Here is a 19,632-nt window from a genome sequence, read left to right as displayed (position 1 = left end):
GTGGCTTACCCGCCACCATTACCCAGAGAGAAACAACAATGCCAAATAATCAACACACCAACTCGCTTATTACCAAGGTTTTTTGGCTCGCTGGTGGCTACAACATTTTGGGGGTCCTGACATTCTCACAGTTCTTCACCAATACCCTGCTCTCGGCCACCGACCCAACTATCTTTTCCCGGCTTGGCCTGGTTTCCATCATGCTCTGGGGCGTGGCCTATACGTCAGTGGCCAAAGCCTATCGAGCTGTGCCTTATCTCGTGCTGCTGTTTTTCGTGGGAAAGATGCTCTACGTCCTGACCTGGCTGATGTGGCTTAGTAAAAATTCCAACACCCTGCCGGCACTCTTTGCTGAGTCGCCGCTGACCGCAATTTTCTATTCGATCTATGGGGTGGGAGACTTGGTCTTTGGCTTGTTCTTCCTGTGGGTGGCCTGCAATAGCCTGTCCAAAAAAGTCCTCTAAGTCTGCAGCGTAAAGGACGAGCTAACAGCCGCGACGACCAATTTTGCGCCCAGTGCCAATGCAAAAATACCGGGCGCGGTGTCGAGCCAAGAACCAATATGAATACAACCATCATGAAACAGTGGCTGCTGTACCCGGCGCCAGAACTCGAACACCAATTGAATGATTCAGGGTGCCGCATAATCGTTATCTTTAACGGGTCGAGCCCTACCTTGTCGGCCATCATCGACAAGACTCAACTCCAAACGGTCATTTCAGTGGGTGTCAGCGTTGACGATGACGATAGGTCTCCCCCCGCTCCCCTGCCGATTGGTGCGCGACTGAGCAATACGATGGCGTTTGATGCCGTCCTGCAACAGGGATCGACGCTGCAGCGTATTCCGGTAGATATCGGGGGCGATGATCTGCTGCTCCTGCAGTACACTGGCGGCACCACGGGATTATCAAAAGGTGCAGCGCTCTCGCATCGTAATCTCTTAGCGAATACCGAGCAGTTCCAGGCAATGATGGCTGGCACCCTGCGGCCAGGTGAGGAAATCCTGGTGACCGCGTTACCGCTCTATCATATCTTTGCCTTGATGGTGAACTTCATCACCTGTTTTTCAATTGGCACGGAGAATTGGCTTGTAGCCAACCCTAGTGATCTGGATGGGTTCATTGACATACTCATTCAAGCTAGGCCGAGCCTTTTCATGGGGGTGAATACGCTGTATGCGCATCCTCGTATTGGCGAGGTCGATTTTTCCAGGTTGCATTTGGCGGGTGGAGGTGGCGCCCCTGTTCTGGACGTCACTTCAAGAAAATGGGAAACCCTGACTGGAACGTTTATACGCAAGGGCTATGGTCTCTCAGAAACAGCGCCGATCCTTTCGTTCAATCCAGCGTCAATCCGAGAGTTCAGTGCCACAACCGGCCTGCCAGTACCTGGCACCGATATCAAATTGCTCAACGAAGAAGGCATCGAAGTCGCCGTTGGCGAAGCGGGTGAAATCTGCGCTAAAGGACCGCAGGTAATGCGCGGCTACTGGAACAAACCAGACGCTAATACCTTGGCATTCACCGCAGATGGCTCTTTCCTGATCGGCGATATCGGCAGGTTCGACGAACTGGGTTTCCTGACTATTGTCGATCCCCAAGGCATATTGTTCGGTGCAACCATTCTGGGTGATGCCGCCGACCACAATGGCTTTGGACGCAAGCTGATGACAATCTACAACCGAAAGGGCATTTTCGGTAATAGCGCGGATACCGAAGCAGGTTTTGAAACCCATCTGAAACAACATTTTCGCAATGTCACCTTCAAACGGCAAGGTTGTGTACTTATGTTCACTGCGACACTGCCAAAACTTTAACAACCTTGAATTCCGTACGATTTGAGTCTAAAAACATGAGTGCCTTTTCAGTCAACAATAAAAATTGTAGCTCCTTTAATATTGAACTTCCAAATGATATTGCCTGTAGCCATCTGACAATAGCCAATTGGACAGTCCGATCCCAAGGCCGACTAATACTGGAAAGTCAGATACCTATGATAGTCAAGCGATCAGCGGCGAAAGAGCAAACAACATGGTAAGGCAATTAACGATTGTTTTAGCTAGCAAGGAGCAGCGTCTGGCAATGATTGCTACCGTTCAGGTGGTCGCCGAGCCGGAGCTCGCTTGGTTCAATGAGCCTGACAAGGATCTAGACGATGTGTGTCTTATCATATTATTGCGCGACAAAGCTGTCGGCTTTTGCATTTTTCGTCGTACGACATCTGAAATTCGTCGTTTGTTTATTTTTCCGGAGCACAGGCGAAATAAAATCGGGTCCCAAGCTATTGCTAAATTCCTTGCGTTGTTTCGCCACGATGGGCATTCATTCATAATGCTGCAGTTTTCTGACGAGTCTGTGGCAGCTTTCTTAGCAAAAGCGTTCAAAGCTTATTCGTCATTCATTGTCGAGGAGGGGATGTTCTTAGTATCGACCAATGCAAATTACGCGCAATGTTTCGACGAGAATGGATGACCTCACCGAATCATAAATCCGAGTAAACAGCCACTACCCTTAGTTTGGTTGAAATACAGGTGTTCGGCAGAGGCCTTCCATGAGAAATGGAGGTCCATCGTTTTATGTCCGACACATACAATCCACACGCCAAAATTCTCTATCGCCCAATTGAGGCGGCATTGCGCTGGTGCAATCTCTTTCATTTCGAAGCACAAATCATGCAAGCAACTTGGTCCTATCCTGATGAACTTTCTGCCCTACTCCCTCAATGGCCATGTCTGTATATAGCTACTGAAAAATCTATGATGCCATACGAAACAAAGAGTTACCGTATGGCAGTCTTGGTATTTCAGCCCCTTTGGGAAGTCATGTCGAGCCAGCTCAGCTAACAATCCGTCACTCTGATTTACGTCATTGGATGCAGGTCTACCATCCTGATTAAAAGCCAAGCTTTCTGTTTGGGTCACGCAGAGAAGATCAAGAGAAAATCAATCTAGGAACCTTTCTTGCGCTGCAAGCAGATCGGGACACCCTGCTACGAGAGCTCAACGCTCTACAGCAGCACCATCAAGATGTTTTACTTGATCTTCAAACAGTTGGGCTTGAATTGGATGACCTAAAGGCAATGGCCAAAACACATAGCCCGTTGAGCGAGCGCAGCGAGCTCACCTATCAAAATATCATCGGTGTTTTGCTCAATCTTTTCCTAGGCCGGTAGCCAGCAGCGCCGTGAGCCCGACCGCACAAAAAATTGTGTGTAGGCATCCTCCCAAGGATACGCACAAGGCAGACATAATGCCGGCTCGCCCAACGGTAGCAGCAACCTGCTTGCACCGATTGGAAGCTACCTCGAAGTTTGCAGGGCTTGGTCCGCCCCGCCCGGGATATCCCCCACATACATCACCTCAAAAGCTTTCATGAGTTGCGGGTGGCGTATGCGTGCGAACGCTATGAGCAAATCACCCATCATCCCGCGCAGATCAACAACGGCAAGTGCTACCAGATAGACCGAGCGCTCGATCAAAAAGCCCGAAAGCAGGTTAGCTATGAGCTGGGGCATGGCCGTATCGACCTAGTAGCGCGTACATCGGGGGTCGACCATGACCATGCCATTCTATATAGATCTGTTCCTGGCGGGCATGCTGACCGGTTCGCATGCCACACGCCAACGCCACCTCCGCAAGGCGAAGGCTATCCAAACAGTAATCGCTGAGCGCTGGCAATGGGACACACCGTAGGCTGGCAAAGAAAACACCTTACTTGGTTTCTCAATCACCACCTGAACCGGCGCCGTGCAGCGACGCTACTATGACTATTCGCTGACCGTGCAGTTGCTCTCTCTTCGATTAGGGTGTTCGACCGCTAGCGAGGTGAGAAAGCGGCCAGATCCGCTCAAACACGCCAACAACTTCCGACCGTTTCGCACTCAGCTTCCACACTGCGTGCGTAGCGCCTCAAAACCGCCTCTGGGCTATCACCACTTATACGTAACCGAACCAATCAAGCTACGCTCATCGCCATTGCGACTGGGTGATGACCGTCGCTGCAATCACCTTAAAGCGTCGTTATTTGTCAGCCGCCCCTCTCGTCAGGGGGGCGGATCTACAATTGCGCCCATCGCCCCCCCTTTGATTGATAATTTTGGCGGAGCATGGCGCGTTGGTTGATCAGTGCGTTTTTTTAAGCAGGAAATGCGACAGCGCCGGGATCAGCACCAAGGCGCCGACCATGTTCCAGATGAACATGAACGTCAGCAGGATGCCCATGTCCGCCTGGAACTTGATCGGCGACCACGCCCAGGTGATGACGCCCGCCGCCAGGGTGATGCCCACCAACGCCACCACCTTGCCGGTGAACGCCACCGCATTCTTGTACGCCTCGGTCAGGGACAACCCGGCACGCTGTTGCGCCAGTTGCACGCTGAGCAGGTACAGCGCGTAGTCCACGCCAATGCCCACGCCCAACGCGATGACCGGCAAGGTCGCCACTTTCACACCCATGTTCAGCCAGACCATCAGCGCCTCACAGAGGATCGAGGTCAGCATCAGCGGCACCACCGCCACCACCACTGCACGCCAGCTACGGAAGGTGATGAAACACAACACGATCACCGCGCCGTACACGTAAAACAGCATGGTGTGGTTGGCTTCGCGCACGACGATGTTGGTCGCTGCTTCAATCCCGGCACTGCCGGCGGCGAGCATGAACTGACGGTCGCCCGTGCTGTGTTCTCGGGCGAAGCTCTCGGCCACCCGCACCACATTGTCGAGGGTCTCGGCCTTGTGATCCGACAGGTAGGCCACGATCGGCATCATCGAGCAATCGTTATTGAACAAATCCGGGCTGCTGACCGAAGCCTGCTGCGCACCGTAGTTCAGCACGTTCTGATTGCGCGCGATGGTCAGCCACTTCGGGTTGCCTTCGTAGGAACCCGCCGTGATCTGCCGCACGGCATTGACCAGCGACACCGTGGTTTGCACCCCCGGTTGCTGCTGCAACAGCCAGCCCAGGCGATCGGCCTCCACCAGGGTTTCGTACTTCAGACAGCCTTCGCTGGGGGTCTTGAGCATGATCGCGAACTGGTCGCTGGACAGCGAATAGTTGGCGGTGATGTAGGCGTTGTCACGGTTATACCGCGAGTCCGAACGCAACTCCGGGGCGCCGGGGTCAAGATCACCGATTTTCAAATGGCTGCTGACGACCAGCCCGCCGACCGCCAGCAGACCCGTCACCGCGACCGCCACGGTGGCCCAGCGGCGCTCAGTGAAGCGATCGAGAAAATTCCAGAAGGCGCCCAGGCCCTTGCCACGCAGCTCTTTGTTTTCCTGACGCAGGCTGCGCCCGGCCGCTTTGCGGCTCACGCCGGTATAGGACAGCAGCACCGGTAACAACACCAGGTTGGTGAAGATCAGCACCGCCACCCCGATGCTTGCCGTGATCGCCAGGTCCTGGATCACCGGAATATCGATCAGCATCAGCACCGCAAAGCCCACGGCATCGGCCAGCAAGGCGGTCAGGCCCGCGAGGAACAGGCGGCGGAAGGTGTAGCGTGCGGCGACCAATTGGTGCGTACCGCGGCCGACGTCCTGCATGATCCCGTTCATTTTCTGCGCGCCGTGGGACACGCCGATGGCGAACACCAGGAACGGCACCAGAATCGAGAACGGGTCCAGGGCAAAACCGAACAGCGCCACCAGCCCGAGTTGCCAGACCACGGCGATGACCGAGCAGAGGATCACCAGTGCCGTGCTACGCACGCAACGGGTGAAGTAAAAAATGATCGCCGTGGCGATCAATGCTGCGGCGCCGAAGTACAGCATGACCTGCATCAGGCCATCGAGCAGATCGCCCACCAGTTTGGCGAAGCCGATCACACGGATCTTGATCGGGCCACGGCCCTCCTCCCCGCTGACCCGTGCGCTGCCTTCGAACTCATACTTGTTACGCAGTTTCTCTTCCAGGGTTTTCGAAAACTGGTGGTAGTCGATACCCTGCTCGGTGATCGGATCTTTATCCAGCAGCGGTACGAAGATCATGCTCGACTTGAAGTTGTTGCCGATCAGGCTGCCGACGATCCCCGAACGGGCGATGTTCTGCCGCAGTTGCTGCACGCTTAGGGCCGAGCCGTCATAGGAGTCGGGCATCACCGGGCCACCCTGAAAACCTTCCTCGGTGACTTCGGTCCAGCGCACGGCCGGGGTCCACAGCGACTTCATCCACGCACGGTCGACGCCAGGGGTCACGAACAGTTCGTCGTTGATCTCCTTCAAGGCGTCCAGGTAATGCGGGTCGAAAATGTCGCCGTTGCTGCTCTCCACCACCACCCGCACCGCATTGCCCAGACCGCGCAAGGCCTGTCGGTTTTCCAGGTAGTTTTTGATGAAGGGCTGACTTTGCGGGATCATCTTTTCGAAGCTGGCATTCAGCGTCAGCCGGGTGCTGGCGAAGTAGCTCAACGCCAGGGTGACCAGCAGGCAAGTCAGCACCACCCGTAACCGGTTGTTGAAGATCAGGCGTTCCAGCCGGTTTCCGGAGCGGGCATCGAAGCCCTTGAGCTCGCGGATCACCGGCATCGTATCGGTTTCGTAGTGACCCATCATGGTGTTCTCTTTGTAATGCCGGACTTATTCAAGAGGCAACTGCCGCAGGCCACGGGTGCCTGCCAGTACCAGGGAACCGACAGCGGATATCTGTGCGGCGGCCACCGGCGCCTGTACGGTATTCGGCTGGAGCTTGAAACTGGCGCCATCGTCGGCACTGACCAGTACATGACCGGCCTGGCTGACCAGCACGATCCGCCCATCGGCGGTGATCGTGCTGGCGGTAATGCTCAGCGGCAGGCCAAGGTCGATCTTGTTCCAGCTCGCCCCGCCATCGACGCTGCGATAGACATTGCCGCGCAGACCGAACACCAGGGCGAAGCCTGGCTTGCCGGTGATGCCGAAAAAACTGCCGTTGTAAGGTGTGGGAGTGGCGTTGAAGCGTTCGGTGCTCCGGTCCAGTTTCAGCACCAGCCCCTGTTCACCGACGATAAACAGATCATTGCCTACCGGACGCAACGCGTAGAGGTTCAGCGCCGTCGGGTTGTCGGTACGGTCCAGCCACGGCGTCCAACTGTGGCCACCATCATCGGTTCGGAAAATCAGGTTGAAGGCACCGACGATGTAACCGACCTGATCATTTTCGAACCAGACATCGAGAAAGGGCTTGTCGGCGCCCTCTTCCTTCATCCGTTGAGCATCGGCAACCCGCGCCTGCAGTTCCGGATTGTCCGGCTGCTTGGCGAGTTGCTTCTGGTAATAATCGAACAGGAGCGGGCCCACCTGGCGCCCGTCCAGCTGACGGTTCCAGGTCTGTCCAGCGTCGCTGCTGTGCAGGACCACCCCGTCATGTCCGACGGCCCAGCCCTGTTGAGCGGAAGGAAAATACACCGAGACTAGGTCCGAACTGACTGGCACTTGAGCCTGCAGCCAATGCTGACCCGCGTCGTCGGAATAGAGAATATGGCCGCGCTGGCCGACAGCGATCAGACGCTCACCTGCGCGGGTAAGCCCTGTCAGCAGACCTTTGCCAGCAAGCTCACTGTGCACCGCCGGGGTGTCCAGCACATCGGCAAAATCCGCCGCCACCACAGGACGGGTAAACGGCAGCGCCAGCGCTGTCGCCAAGGTGCAGAGCAGGATCCACTTTGAGGTTGTCATTATTATTATCTCGGTTGAAAACCACCGGGGAATGAGTGGAAACCCCCGGTGGTGTACAGCTGTTTCAGATGCGGTTAGCGGACACCGGTGCCGGCCAGCGACTCGGCCGTCCACTGGGCCTTGGACAGGGGTTCGTTGTACTTGAGGCCACCGTAGGGGCCGTAGAAACCGTTGATGTTGTAGGAGCCTGCGACGAAATCGTAGAGCATGTGGTTATTGCTGTCCGGCGCCTGCACGTCGTAGCTGTAGGTCATGTGGGCAAAGCCACCACGGAACAGTTGGCCGCGAGCGTCATACTCGTCAGAGGCCAGAACGGTCCAGCTGTCCTCGTCAATGTAGAAGGTGCGCTTGCTGTAGATGTGGCGCTTGCCCGGTTTCAGAGTGGCCTCGACCACCCACACGCGATGCTGTTCCCAGCGCACCAGATCTGGATTCAAATGCTTGGCGGTGACCAGATCGTCGGCGGTCTTGTGGTAGTTCAGCTTGTAGGTGTTGTACGGAACAAGCATTTCCTTCTTGCCGGCCAGTTTGAAGTCGTAACGGTCCATGGCGCCGTTGAACAGGAAGGTATCGTCGTAGGTCATGATGCCCGAGGTACCCGGGTTCGGCGTGTCGTAGGCCAGATCCGGCGCCAGCTTGACTCGACGTTGCCCCGGCAAGTATTGCCAGGCACGGCGTGGCTGTTTCAGCGGATTGACCGAATCGACAACCAAGATTGCTTCACCCACGCGACGCGCCGGCCCGCTGTAGGACACCTTGAGTTTGTAATAGGCCTCATCCCCGGCGATCGGACCCGCTGGACGCTTCGGATCGGACAATGGGTTTTCAATGGAGACGACACCGGTCGAACTCAGCGTCGCCGTGCCGGAAGCATCGTTGATCCAGGAGTCGTACTTGGTATTCATGGCCACGCCCTGGTAACGCAACAAGTGGTTCCACATCGCCTCGTAACCGTCGGCGGGGATCGGGAACGGCACCCCTGGCAACGCATTCTCCAGCGCCAGCCCACCCTCGGTGGTCTTGGCCGTCACGGCGTTTGCCGCGGTGTTCTCCAGCATCTTCTGCGGCAAGGCCACAGTGCGGTGAGTCGGGTAGACGTCCACCCGATAGGTCGGATACCGCTTAAAAAGTTCCTGGGTCGACACCGTCAACTTGTCCGCGTACTCGGCGGCATTTTTGCCGGTGATCACCAGGCGCGGCTTTTCGCTCTCGAACGGATCCGGACGGAACCCGTCGCCCGCCTTGAAGCCCGCCGGGATCGCCATCGGGCTACCGGTGTACGCCGGGATGGTGCCGTCGGCGTTGCCAGCCCACTCGGCGCCGACAGGCGTCAGCGTGGTACCGAGCTTCGCAGCCTGGTCCGGGGATACGGCCGCCTGAGCAGCACCGGCGACGGCCAGCGCCAACGTAGTAGCCAGTAATGGTTTAACGAATTTCATGGGGGGTCTCCTGTTATCACGCAACGCTTCGATCAGAAGGTGGTTTTGAAGGTAGCGGTGACCATGCCGCGATCACTGATCTGGGCAAATGTGCCTGCGAACGCGGTGGGCTGACCAAGGGTGCAGTTGTACTGTCCGTTGGCACCAGGCGATGTACCATCGCCGGGTTTACCCGCGCTGCCTGGTGCATTACACATATCGAAATCACCAAAGTTGGCCACGTACTTCAGGTCGAAACGGTATTGATTACGCACATCCATGCCGACGCCGACCGAGTAGTTGCCCGCGCCCTTGTTGCCGCCCATTTGAACCGAGGACTCGCCTTTGAGGCCGACGTTATAGGTGACCGGCATATACATATCGATACCGGGAAACACCTGGTACCAGGTCGGGTTGAAGTTGACGCCCAGGACGTAGTTATCCTTGGTGACCTTGTCGATGCCGTGGTACCAGTCTTCACCTTTGAACAGTTGCTCGTTATCGGTGACAGACAGCCAGCGGCTGTAGGCGAGTTCGACCAGCAACGATGAGCTATCCCACACCGGCGTTTGACCAAAAGTGGTCAGCCCGTTGAGCACCGCGTGCACCGTATTACCGCGTGCAACGCCGTTTTCACCATTAAAACTTGAGATGACGCCGGGTGTGCCAGCGGCTGCCGGCGAAGGATTGACGGTGGCCGGGACGCTGGACAATGGCATGTTGTTGCGATAGTTCACATCCAGCCCGACGCTCACGCCGGCGATGTTCTTCGACAGGCTGATGCCGTAGATATCGATGTCATCGACATAGAACTGGTTGTAGCTGCCGATATTGCCCGAGATCAGTTGCGCTGGACCCACTGCGGTCGGCTGCAGGACCACGTTAGGCAGAATGTCGGAGGTTTTGCGGTAGTAGAAACCCAGCGTGCCGTCCAGCCACTCCGGACTCCATTTGGCCATCAGGCCGAAATCGCCCGTCTTGCTCGGGGTAAAGGTATGGCCATTGTCCAGTCGCAGGAACTCGTTCGCACCGAGCGGGCCCGGCGTACCAAAAAGAGGATTCTGTGCGCCGATCAGCGACAGGTTGTGCCCGCCATTCTGTATGCCGTCATTGAAGCCCAGATAAGTACCTGATTCCGGCAGACGCGCGGCGTTCCAGTCCAGGAAGTACTGCGCGCCGATGGTCCACTGCGGGTTGATCGTCAGGTTGGTGGATATTTGGCTACGCGGTATAAACAATTCCTTCGCTTCGGTACCCGGCACCGTCAGTGCTTTGGTAATGTCCAGGCCAGACTGGCCATAGCTGTTGCCATGGGTGAAGGACAAAATGCTTTCGCCCCAGTACTGGGTGGTTTTACCCAACCGGCCGCTGAGCAACGACTGCTCACCGATTTCCGTACTGCCAAAAACGAAGGCATCGAGAATCTCGGAGGAAGGACCGTTGTAGTAACGGTCGGCATAACCACTCAGGTGGTTCGAGTCGGGCTTGCCATTGTTGAGCTGGTTGGTCGACGGGTTGTAGGTGCCGACATCCTTATAGGCGTGGTCGTACCAGCTGTTGGCGCTGACCCGAAAACCCATTGTCTTCTTGAAGGCCACATCCAGCTCGGAGAGCACATCGACGCGCTCGGAGACGGGCTCGCCCACCGAGAAATTGCGGTCGCCGTCGTTGTTGTTCCACGAGTTAGTCAGTTTGGAGTCGGCACCTTGCACGCGCTGGGCGTAGTTAAGCTTGACAGTGTTGTCGAAACGGACCGACAGATCCTCGTTACCCGTATTGATTTCGAAAGCCTGTACGGGAGCAATCCCCAGCCCTGTCAGTATCGCTGAAGCAAGAAGGCCTCGACGGATGTTGGCATGGCAGATCTTATTATTTTTATTCATCTAATTTGCTCACCTTCTCTGTGGTTCACGAAAAGTTATTCATTGAATCCGTTACACGTAGGAACCTCTCCTTAGGTGCACTACAGGGTGGTTAGCCTGAATGGCCAGCGAAGCCTTACTATCGCGAACACTCAACGGGGCAAATGGGATTTCCCCCCTTCAACGCTCGCCTCGATAGTCGATACAGACGGTGATAATCGTCGATCTGTTTTGTGACGCGCCGCCAGATACCGCCGGGCAACCCAATCAGAGGAGAAACTCACCGTGGATCTGAGACTATTGCGTCGCGCACAGTCAGTCGCCCCCATTGGTGGGGGGGGTGACGTCAGGAGGGGGGAATAAATAGAACGCTTGCACCTGAGCTGAATAGCAGTAGGAACAATCGACAGAGCCCGGATCAGTACCCGTCCGGCAAATATGCCTGGATGCCCAGTCGATACTTTGAGGGCTGAAGGTTTTGACTCAAGTAACCACGCTCGACAAGGATTTTCAGGTGCCTGAACACTGAGCCTTTAGTGATTTAAACAATCACCAGCCAAAACTAGAGTATTTACACTAATTGTCAACATAGGTATAACGAAGACCTCTCACAATAAAAATAAGGAGGCGCTATGCCCTGCTGCGAAGACACGAGATCGTACGATTATCTGGTCGTGGGAGGCGGCCCAGCTGGCAGCGCATGCGCAGCTCGGCTGGCTACTGCATTTCCGGAGAGGCAGATTGCGCTCATAGAGACAGGTCCCGCGAAAGCAAGCTGGCTTTCTCGCATGCCCATTGCGGTCGCGGCGCTCGTACCTTGGCGAAACCGTCATAATTACGCTTTTCGAACGGTCCCCCAGCCAGGATTGAACGGTAAACGTGGTCTGCAGCCCCGCGGGAGAGGATTGGGAGGATCAAGTCTTATCAACGCCATGATCTATCTCCGCGGCCAGTCAGAGGACTACGACAGTTGGGAAAAAAACGGAGCAGACGGCTGGGGATGGGATCAGGTGCTGCCCATCTTCAAAGAGATGGAGTGCAATGCGCGTGGTGCAAACACGTGGCACGGTGACGGTGGCCCTTGGAAAGTCGCTGATCTCGGAACGCCTAGTTCGTGCGCTAAAGCATTCGTGGCCGCAGGTGTCGAGTCCGGGATCGAACTCAACACAGATTTCAATGGCGCCCATCAAGCTGGCGTCGGCCTTTATCAAGTCACTCAGCATAACGGCCAGCGATTCAACGCTGCCCAAGCCTTTCTCAATCCACAGCCTCAAAATCTCACGATATTGACGGGTGTACAGGTGACTCGAGTTTTAATCGTAGAAGGGCGAGCGACAGGTGTCGAATTGGCTGATGGGGGTTGTTTTAGTGCCCGTCGCGAAGTCGTGCTTAGCGCAGGTACATTCGGTACGCCTCAACTATTGATGCTTTCTGGCATTGGGCCCGCCGATCACCTTCGCAGTTTAGGCATCAAGGTTCATAAAGACTGTCCCGAAGTCGGCAATAATTTGCAAGATCACTTGGATGTCACCATTTCCCGGGCTGTTGATGATAAAAGCCTTCTGGGCCTGGTGCCTTCGTTAGTACCACAATTATTAACGGGTCTATTATCTTATTTGAAGGGGCTGGGTGGACTGCTTTCAACCAACGTAGCAGAGGCAGGAGCTTTTGTATCAACTCGGCCGGAGACTTCTCGACCAGATGTTCAGTTCCATTTCTGCGTGGGGATAGTTGATAGGCATGGCCGACGTATGCACCCCAGACGTGGTTTTTCACTGCATGTCTGTGGCCTCAGACCAAAAAGCCGGGGCGTAGTAAGGCTCCGATCGGCCGATCCCCGTCATCCACCACTGATCGATCCCCAATTTCTTTCGGAGCCTGAGGATCTGCAAACGTTAGTCGACGGAATCCGTATTGCCCGAAAACTACTCTCGGCACCGTCAATGAGCAGGTACTCCGGCAGGTCGCTTCACGGGTTCGAGAAACTCGAAGGAGAAGAGCTGCGTGCGGCTATTAAACTTCATGGTGACACTATTTATCATCCGGTTGGAACCTGCCGAATGGGCAGTGATCCTTCTGCCCCGCTAGATCCACAGCTACGGTTGCGAGGAGTTGCAGGACTGAGGGTTGCGGATGCTTCAGTGATGCCCACACTCATATCGGGAAACACCCAAGTACCTTGCGCAATGATCGGTGTCCGTGCGGCGATGTTTATCCAGGAGGAGGAATATCAACATGGCGACTAAAATAACTACAGAGTCTGAGCCAGATTTTTTATATTACTTTATGTAACCGTTATCCAGATCAACGACCGTCTTTTCTCTTTAACCCAATATCTGGAGCGCAAAATACGTCTGCTACAAACCGAGCTGCAGGTCCGACAGATGCTCGCCACCAATACCGCCAGCCTGGTGCTCGATCGACATGCGGGTGGTGCCGATGCTTCGCGTACCGTCGAGCAAGGCGACCCAGAGCCGGGCCGACTCAATGATGCTGACACTAGACGAAAGTGAGCCATGAAACGCTCACCGCTATTCACTCTGCTTTCAGGTCTGGGGATTGCCGCGGTGATGATCCTGACCGCCGCACTGGTCGCCTGGATCGGCCGCACTGCGCTGGGTAGTTTCGAGGGCTGGCAGCAGGCATTCGAATCCGCACGACCTTATCTGCGATGGTGGCGCGCCCTGCTCTACGCCGCCCTCTTTGCGCTCTGGTGGGATCTGCTTCGGCGCTACCGACATCGACCACAGGATTACGGGTAACACCCCCGATTGATCTCCTCCGCCACTGCTTTGCTGCTCTGCTGCGGTGGCGATCTGCTGATCCATCTGCTGAATCTGGGCAACCTCGATGTCGTTCAGCGATGCGCTGGTGGGCTCCGCGGCTCTGCAGCTGATAAACGAATTACAGAAGGGCCGCCTGGCCGAGGAGTTGTCTGCCGACACTCTGGCGGCGCGTGCCGAAGTGAGCCGTGCCCACTTCCGGCGTTTTTGAAGATGCCGCGGGCATGCCGTCGCATCGATATGTTCTAAGTGTGCGCCTGGAGCAGGCGCGCAAGCTGTTGACCATGTCCAGCATGCCGATTGCGCGCATTTGCCCAGGAAAGCGGGTTTAGCAGCCAAAGCCACCGGACGGCCTGTTTTCGGGCTGCGCATGCGGTGACGCCGGCCAAGTATCGGATGGCCGTTGCTGCTGGCGCCAAGCGGTAAAGCACTCCTTGTCGAGTGCGGGGCGTTGCCAACTCGGCGTCTGCTGCACCTCAGAGATAGCCGGCCTTGCGGGCGTTGCCAAGCGTCACCTTCTGCAACAGGCGCCGCGAGATGCGCTTGAGGTGAAAGGCCAGGCTCGCATAAGGACCGCTGAGCACCAGGGTCTTACCGGTTTTCACGGCTTGCAGCACGTCGTTGGCCACGACATCCGGGGAGCATCCCTCGCGGGCGTAGTAGCTCTGCAGGCGCTGCAACTGCGCCGAGGTCATGCCCGGGGAAGTAGCGCTGCCGCTGGTGGTGATGGCGGTGTTGATCACCCCCGGACAGACGTCGGTGACCACTATCTCGCTACCGGCCAGTTCCATGCGCAGCACATCGCTGAGGCCGGCGACGGCCGCCTTGGAGGCCGCATAGGCTGCCATGGACGGCGCCGGGGCGAAGCTCGCCGTGGAGGAGACATTGACCACCTGGCGTGCGCCGCCGGCGGCCAGCATGTGCGGAATGAACAGGTGGCAGCCGTAGACCACGCCCATCAGGTTGACGTTGATCACCCGCTGCCAGTGGGCCAGGTCGCTGTCGAGGAACTTGCCGAGGTGGGCGATGCCGGCATTGTTGTAAAGTACGTCAGGTGCCCCCAGTTCGGCGATCACCTGCTCGCAGAAGCCCCGCATGGCCGCTTCGCTGCTGACGTCGACCGTGTAGATGTGGCATTGCACATCCAGCGCGTGGATTTCTTCCTGCAGGCTCCGCAGCGCGTCGAGCTGCAAGTCGCTGGCGATGATGTGGGCACCCTCGCGGGCGAAGGCAATGGCGGACGCGCGGCCGATGCCGGAGGCCGCGCCAGTGATCAGGATCTGTTTGCCTTGCAGTTGTGCAATTGCCATGGGTAGCTCGCTGGTTGGAATGTCTGTCGGTGAGGCCTGTGGATCAGGCATTGATTGGCTTGTTGGAAGGCGATGGGGTTCAGAGGTTGTGAAAATATCGAGCGCCGTAGCGAGACTCTCTCCCGTAGGAGAGAATTTTTTACCGCCTCTCAGCTCTGCTCCTCGAGTCGAGCACCGTCATCGCCAGTTCGTCGAGATCGAGCACCGCGCGGCTGAGATAGAACTCGGCGCGGCCTTTATCCTGCTGCGGTTCGGCGCGCACGGGCTGGCATGGCGGCCGCCAGAATGGCCGAGGCCAGCAGGCTTTGCCGCAGGTTGAGGTGGCTGTTATTGCTTTTCATGGGCTGATGCACCTTTTTATTGTCGTTGTTGGTTGTGCAGCAAACATTTCGGACCTCTTACGGCCGTTACTGGGAAATCCGTTGCAGGATGCTGAGAGAGACCGCGCGGCCTAACGCCGTGCTGTGCTGCAGGGCGGTTCTGGCCCTGCTCAGCTGACGAGGACCCGCCACGCCACGCAGTTGCCAGACCAGCTCGACCAACTGGGCGATACCAGTGGCGCCGGGTGCGTGGCCGCGGCCGAGCAGGCCGCCGGACGGGCAAACCGCCACGCCGCCGTCACCGTTATGCCGGCCCTGGGCGAAGGCGGCGAGCTGATCCTCACGGCAGAAGCCCAGGGCGGCACAGTTGATCAGGTAGTCGCCGACGCTTTGGTCATGGAGCTCGACCAGGTCGATATCTTCCGGGCCGAGACCGGCCAACTCGTAGGCACGGGTCGACAGGCGCCGGGTAGCGGCGCGGCCCAGCACGTCGAGTGCACTGAACGACTCCTGATCGGCATCGTTTTCGCCGCCGCGCAGGCTGACCAGGCAGGCGATATCGGCACGCAGCCCGTAGCGCTGGGCGAACGACGGCGTGCACAGGATCAGGACGGCGGCACCGCATGCCGGGGCACTCAAGTAAGGGGCAAGCCAGCTATCGACCTCATCCAGCTGGTTGAACAGGGCATAGGGATTGAGGCGTGCCTGGGTTCTGGCCCCCAGCACAACCTGTTCGTAGATGGCCTCCGAGACCCCCAGACCGGTAAGCAGATGGCTGTTCTGGGCGGCGAACAGTTCTGCCGGATGTTGCCGTCGTTCCAGCTGTTCGAGGGCTTGATGATTTTCCGCCGTGAGGTCCTGCGGTTTGCCCTCGCGTTCGCCCAGATCGAAGAACGCCCGGCTGGAAATGCCTGCCGGCATGGCTTCGCAACCAACCACCAGCACGCACTCGGCCTCGCCCGCAAGCAGGCTCTGGCGCGCCAGGTGAAAGGCCGCATGTCCAGAGACGCAGCCATCGCGGACATTGACCAGGCTGGTCCCGATCAGTCCGAGAGGCGCCATCAAGCGCTCGCCGATGCCCGAGCCGGAGTGCACGCAGGCGAAAAAGGTCTGGTCGATCAGATCGAGATCGAGGTCCGTGTCGGCCAAGGCCAGATTCACCGCCGACTTGGTCAGTTCAGTGGCATTGCCACTGCCCAATGCGGTGAACGGGGTCATGCCAACACCTGCGATCAGTACCTTGTGCGTCATCGTCTCTGTCCCGAGGTCGATAGCGCGACGCTGCAATCGGCGTCGCACCGAGCCGTCAGCAGACCTGCCGGCGGTTCTTCATGGGATCGAGATTATTCCCGGCGCGCTACTTTGCCCCCCCCGGCGATGGGGGGGGCTGTGCGAGAGGTCGGGGAGAGGCTGCTAGGGCTGCAGAATGCCCAGCAGATAGGCGCGATCGAGCACATGCTTGCGGTTGCCGGCCTGGAACTTGCCGAACAGGTTCTTCATGTGCCATTTCACGGTTTCTTCGCCGACCTCCAGGGCCAGGGCGATCTGCTTGTTCGACATGTTGCGCGCGAGCAATTGCAAGACCTCGCGCTCCTTGGGGGTGAGCATCCGGCTCGGCGAGACACTCACCGTCGAGTGCTTGCGCGGCGGGCCGGGCGCTGCGGCGGGTGGCTGCACGGCGGCCGTCGGGGCATTGCCCTGTAGCTGGGCCGCCCAGGCCGGCAGGTCCGGGTGGGTGTCGGCGAGGATCCGCAGCAGGCCGTATTCTTCGGCCAGACTGACGGCCTCGCGCAGGGCCGGCACACCGTCCTCGCCGAGACGCTGGCGGGCCAGTGCCTGGAGCAGCAATATCTGTACGCTTTCACGGCCACGGCGCAGGCGCTCGGCCAGTGGCGCGGCTTGCTCCAGCAGCGCCAGTACGCCGCTCCAGTCATGGCTGGAGACGCAGGCATAGACATGCCCGAGTTGTGCGTACAGGGCCAGTTCGGGGCCCAGCAGACCTCTAGGTTCGCGGACGAAGTCGGGCAGCAGTTGGTCGAGGCGCTGCCACAGGGCCTGGCAGGTTTCGCTGTGGCCGCGCAGGGCGTGCTGGCGCAGCTGTTCGGCCAGCGCGCTGATGCACAGGCGTGGCATCTGCCGGGTCTCGCCGATGGCGAACAGTTCGTCGAGCAGGTCGTGGGCGCGGTGGGTCTGCCCCTGCAGGGCCGCCAGGCGGGCCGCGCTGACATAGCCCTGGACGATCGCCTCGGGGGCGGCCAGGCGCGCCAGCAAGTCCAGGCGATTGGCGAGTACGGTGCTGGCCTCGATCTGGGCGTCGCGTTCGAGCAACACGTTGGCCAAGGTCGTGGCCATCAGCAAGGCGATGCCGCTGCGCCGGCCGATATCCTGGTCGGCCTGGCTCAGGCTGGCGCGCAACGCCCGCTCGGCGCTGAGCATCTGGCCCTCCCAGAAATACGACAAGCCGAACTGCCAGTCGCGATGGCCGCGTACGGCATCCATGCCGGAGGTCCATTCGAAGCGCGGCGCATTCTGGCAGTAATGGCGGGCACGCTCGGTATGCCCCGCCGCCAGGGCTAGGCGAATCCTGTGGTTGGCCAGGATGGCCTGCAACTTGATGGAAAAGGCGGGTGCCTTGTCCAGCCAGGGTTCGATGATCTGCTGCGAGGAATCGGGGTGGTCGGCGGAAAAGGCGGCGGTCGAGAGGATCGCCGCCGCTTCGCACTGCTCTTCTGCGCTGGCGTTCGGGTCGCTGCCGACCTGCTCGATCATCTGCACGGCCTGCGTCTGGTGCCCGCTCAAGGCCAGTGACCAGGCCACGACCAGGCGCAGGCGCGGACACCGCTCGACTTCGTGGCTGGGCAGTTGCTCGATCCAGTCCAGCGTCCGGGTAAAGTGACCGCGCAACATCAATTCGTACAGGCAGCTCTCGGCCAGTGCATAGGCTTGCCTGGTTTGCCCGGCCAGCAGTGCCTGGCGCGCGGCGGCCTCTGGCAGGCCATGGCCAGCGAGCCATTCGGCGGCGCGCTGGTGTAGCAGTTGACGCTCTGCTTCGGGCAATGCGGCGAAGCGGCTGCGCAGCAACTCCTGGGCCAGCGGATGGATGCGCAACCAATCGCTGTCCACGCCCTCGATCAGGATCGGTGTGCTGCTCAGCAGCTCTTGCAACCATGCCGCGGCGCGTTCATCGGCGAGCAAGACGACGCACAGTTGCGGATGGACCATCTCGAACAGCGAGATGCGCGTGAGGAAGTCGGTCTGCTGCTGCGAGAGGCGGGACAGCAGCGAGTCGATGAAGAAATTCTGCCGATTGCCATTGCTCATGGCCAGGTCGCGAATGGCGCTGTGCAGGTCGCTGCTGCGCTCGATCGCCGAGATCGTCAGTTGCAGGCCGAGCGGCCAGCCCTCGGTGATCTCGTGCAGGTGTGCGCAGTCGTCCAGTTCCAAGCGCTGGCCGAAGCGCGTCGCGAGCAGGGCGAGGGTCTCGTCGAGGGTGAAGCGCAGGTCCTCGACGCCGACCACGCCGAAGTAACCCTGCGCCAGCAGGTCGGCCATCGGCAGGGTCATGCGTCCGCGCGAGGCCATGGCCACGCGCAGGTTGGCGGGTGTGTTGCGCAGCAGGTAGGTCAGCGAGTGGCGTGCCGTCGCCTCCGGCAGGCTGTGCGCGTCATCCAGAATCAGCAGGGTTTCGGCACCCAGGTCGGCGATTTCGGCCAGCCAGCTGGTCAGCTCGTCGAGGTCGTCGAGGTCGTCGGCGCCCTTGCCAAAGAGGCTGGTACTACTCTGGGGCATTACTGGTCGACCGCTGCCGACCGCCTTGGCAACGGCCAGGCCGTGAGCCAGGCGCAGCGGATCATCATGCTCGTCGAGGGCCAGCCAGATCACCACGCCGCCCTGCGCCAGCCAGTCGCGGCGCCACTGGGCGAGTAGTTGGGTCTTGCCAAAGCCCGCCGGTGCCTGCAGCGCGATCACTGCCTTGTCGGCCAGCTCGGCGGAGTCCAGGCTCAGCCGGGGGCGCGCCGTGGCGGACTTCTGCAAGCGTGGCGGGGTGGCCTTCAGGACCAACCCGGGTTCGGTACTCACTAGGCTCAAGTGCTGTTCTCACGGTTGACGGAGTGCGGTCTCCAGCTGGCTACGGTGCGCCGCTGGCGGTTCTTATTGTCGGACCATTCTGTATCCGTTTCCGCCGGCTGGCGATGCTGCCGGCACGCGATGCGATCTTTTCATTTGGCCATTGCCGACGAACAGAAGTCCAGACGTTCTTTGCGCCGAGTCTGATCGGATTCCG

12 protein-coding genes and 3 pseudogenes are annotated in these 19,632 nt (G+C 58.7%); 8 read left to right on the top strand and 7 right to left on the bottom strand.

From position 1 onward, the window contains the following. The first annotated feature begins 38 nt into the window (after positions 1 to 38). The 4 genes and pseudogenes from KGA85_RS06610 to KGA85_RS31365 all read left to right on the top strand — a co-directional run. A complete protein-coding gene (locus tag KGA85_RS06610; protein ID WP_223510789.1) occupies positions 39 to 464 on the top strand; it encodes a hypothetical protein in 426 nt (141 codons plus the stop codon). 98 nt (positions 465 to 562) lie between these two features. After that, a complete protein-coding gene (locus KGA85_RS06605; protein WP_223510788.1) occupies positions 563 to 1,816 on the top strand; it encodes an AMP-binding protein in 1,254 nt (417 codons plus the stop codon). 214 nt (positions 1,817 to 2,030) lie between these two features. After that, entirely contained in the window at positions 2,031 to 2,471 is a 441-nt protein-coding gene (locus tag KGA85_RS06600) for a GNAT family N-acetyltransferase (RefSeq protein WP_223510787.1), read from the top strand. 785 nt (positions 2,472 to 3,256) lie between these two features. Further along, a pseudogene (locus tag KGA85_RS31365) lies at positions 3,257 to 3,557 on the top strand (integrase); the annotation flags it as partial. A gap of 563 nt (positions 3,558 to 4,120) precedes the next feature. Here the strand turns inward: KGA85_RS31365 and KGA85_RS06585 are convergent. From KGA85_RS06585 to KGA85_RS06570, 4 genes are all read right to left on the bottom strand, one after another. Next, a complete protein-coding gene (locus tag KGA85_RS06585; RefSeq protein ID WP_223510920.1) occupies positions 4,121 to 6,550 on the bottom strand; it encodes an efflux RND transporter permease subunit in 2,430 nt (809 codons plus the stop codon). A 27-nt stretch (positions 6,551 to 6,577) separates the two neighbouring features. Continuing rightward, a complete protein-coding gene (locus KGA85_RS06580) occupies positions 6,578 to 7,654 on the bottom strand; it encodes a WD40/YVTN/BNR-like repeat-containing protein (protein ID WP_223531713.1) in 1,077 nt (358 codons plus the stop codon). A 74-nt stretch (positions 7,655 to 7,728) separates the two neighbouring features. Next, on the bottom strand, positions 7,729 to 9,093 hold the full coding sequence (locus KGA85_RS06575; protein ID WP_223543002.1) for a DUF1329 domain-containing protein: 1,365 nt from the start codon (positions 9,091 to 9,093) through the stop codon (positions 7,729 to 7,731). A 32-nt stretch (positions 9,094 to 9,125) separates the two neighbouring features. Beyond that, positions 9,126 to 10,955, bottom strand: a complete 1,830-nt coding sequence (locus tag KGA85_RS06570) for a DUF1302 domain-containing protein (RefSeq protein ID WP_223531717.1) — start codon at positions 10,953 to 10,955, stop codon at positions 9,126 to 9,128. A 611-nt stretch (positions 10,956 to 11,566) separates the two neighbouring features. Here KGA85_RS06570 and KGA85_RS06565 point away from each other — a divergent pair. The 4 genes and pseudogenes from KGA85_RS06565 to KGA85_RS06550 all read left to right on the top strand — a co-directional run bounded on the left by KGA85_RS06565 (position 11,567) and on the right by KGA85_RS06550 (position 13,928). Continuing rightward, positions 11,567 to 13,180, top strand: coding sequence for a GMC family oxidoreductase (locus KGA85_RS06565; protein ID WP_223510782.1), 1,614 nt, complete (start codon positions 11,567 to 11,569; stop codon positions 13,178 to 13,180). A 90-nt stretch (positions 13,181 to 13,270) separates the two neighbouring features. Then, positions 13,271 to 13,447 (top strand): annotated as a pseudogene (locus tag KGA85_RS06560) (integrating conjugative element protein); the annotation flags it as partial. 3 nt (positions 13,448 to 13,450) lie between these two features. Beyond that, a pseudogene (locus KGA85_RS06555) lies at positions 13,451 to 13,687 on the top strand (hypothetical protein); the annotation flags it as partial. Between the two features lie 97 nt (positions 13,688 to 13,784). Further along, complete coding sequence (locus tag KGA85_RS06550) at positions 13,785 to 13,928, top strand: hypothetical protein (protein ID WP_223510781.1); 144 nt, start codon at positions 13,785 to 13,787, stop codon at positions 13,926 to 13,928. 265 nt (positions 13,929 to 14,193) lie between these two features. Here the strand turns inward: KGA85_RS06550 and KGA85_RS06545 are convergent, their stop codons facing one another. The 3 genes from KGA85_RS06545 to KGA85_RS06535 form a co-directional block, all read right to left on the bottom strand. Then, positions 14,194 to 15,027: an SDR family NAD(P)-dependent oxidoreductase gene (locus tag KGA85_RS06545; protein ID WP_223510780.1), complete on the bottom strand. Its 834-nt coding sequence runs from the start codon at positions 15,025 to 15,027 to the stop codon at positions 14,194 to 14,196. A 407-nt stretch (positions 15,028 to 15,434) separates the two neighbouring features. Then, positions 15,435 to 16,598: a thiolase C-terminal domain-containing protein gene (locus KGA85_RS06540; protein ID WP_223543001.1), complete on the bottom strand. Its 1,164-nt coding sequence runs from the start codon at positions 16,596 to 16,598 to the stop codon at positions 15,435 to 15,437. Between the two features lie 162 nt (positions 16,599 to 16,760). Beyond that, positions 16,761 to 19,427, bottom strand: a complete 2,667-nt coding sequence (locus KGA85_RS06535) for a helix-turn-helix transcriptional regulator (RefSeq protein WP_223510919.1) — start codon at positions 19,425 to 19,427, stop codon at positions 16,761 to 16,763. Positions 19,428 to 19,632: the final 205 nt, after the last annotated feature.

The organism is Pseudomonas sp. GL-B-12 (assembly GCF_019955895.1).
In the GTDB taxonomy this organism is placed as follows: Bacteria; Pseudomonadota; Gammaproteobacteria; order Pseudomonadales; family Pseudomonadaceae; genus Aquipseudomonas.
Note: the sequence above shows the minus strand (reverse complement) of the source record. Positions and strands in the feature narration are given on the sequence as shown.

Bases quoted from the DNA above. Each gene is read 5' to 3' on its own strand.
- KGA85_RS06575 (WP_223543002.1), bottom strand. From the start codon at position 9,093: ATGAAATTCGTTAAACCATTACTGGCTACTACGTTGGCGCTGGCCGTC.
- KGA85_RS06545 (WP_223510780.1), bottom strand. From the start codon at position 15,027: ATGGCAATTGCACAACTGCAAGGCAAACAGATCCTGATCACTGGCGCG.
- KGA85_RS06570 (WP_223531717.1), bottom strand. From the start codon at position 10,955: ATGAATAAAAATAATAAGATCTGCCATGCCAACATCCGTCGAGGCCTT.
- KGA85_RS06550 (WP_223510781.1), top strand. From the start codon at position 13,785: ATGTCGTTCAGCGATGCGCTGGTGGGCTCCGCGGCTCTGCAGCTGATA.
- KGA85_RS06605 (WP_223510788.1), top strand. From the start codon at position 563: ATGAATACAACCATCATGAAACAGTGGCTGCTGTACCCGGCGCCAGAA.
- KGA85_RS06585 (WP_223510920.1), bottom strand. From the start codon at position 6,550: ATGGGTCACTACGAAACCGATACGATGCCGGTGATCCGCGAGCTCAAG.
- KGA85_RS06580 (WP_223531713.1), bottom strand. From the start codon at position 7,654: ATGACAACCTCAAAGTGGATCCTGCTCTGCACCTTGGCGACAGCGCTG.
- KGA85_RS06600 (WP_223510787.1), top strand. From the start codon at position 2,031: ATGGTAAGGCAATTAACGATTGTTTTAGCTAGCAAGGAGCAGCGTCTG.
- KGA85_RS06540 (WP_223543001.1), bottom strand. From the start codon at position 16,598: ATGACGCACAAGGTACTGATCGCAGGTGTTGGCATGACCCCGTTCACC.
- KGA85_RS06565 (WP_223510782.1), top strand. From the start codon at position 11,567: ATGCCCTGCTGCGAAGACACGAGATCGTACGATTATCTGGTCGTGGGA.
- KGA85_RS06610 (WP_223510789.1), top strand. From the start codon at position 39: ATGCCAAATAATCAACACACCAACTCGCTTATTACCAAGGTTTTTTGG.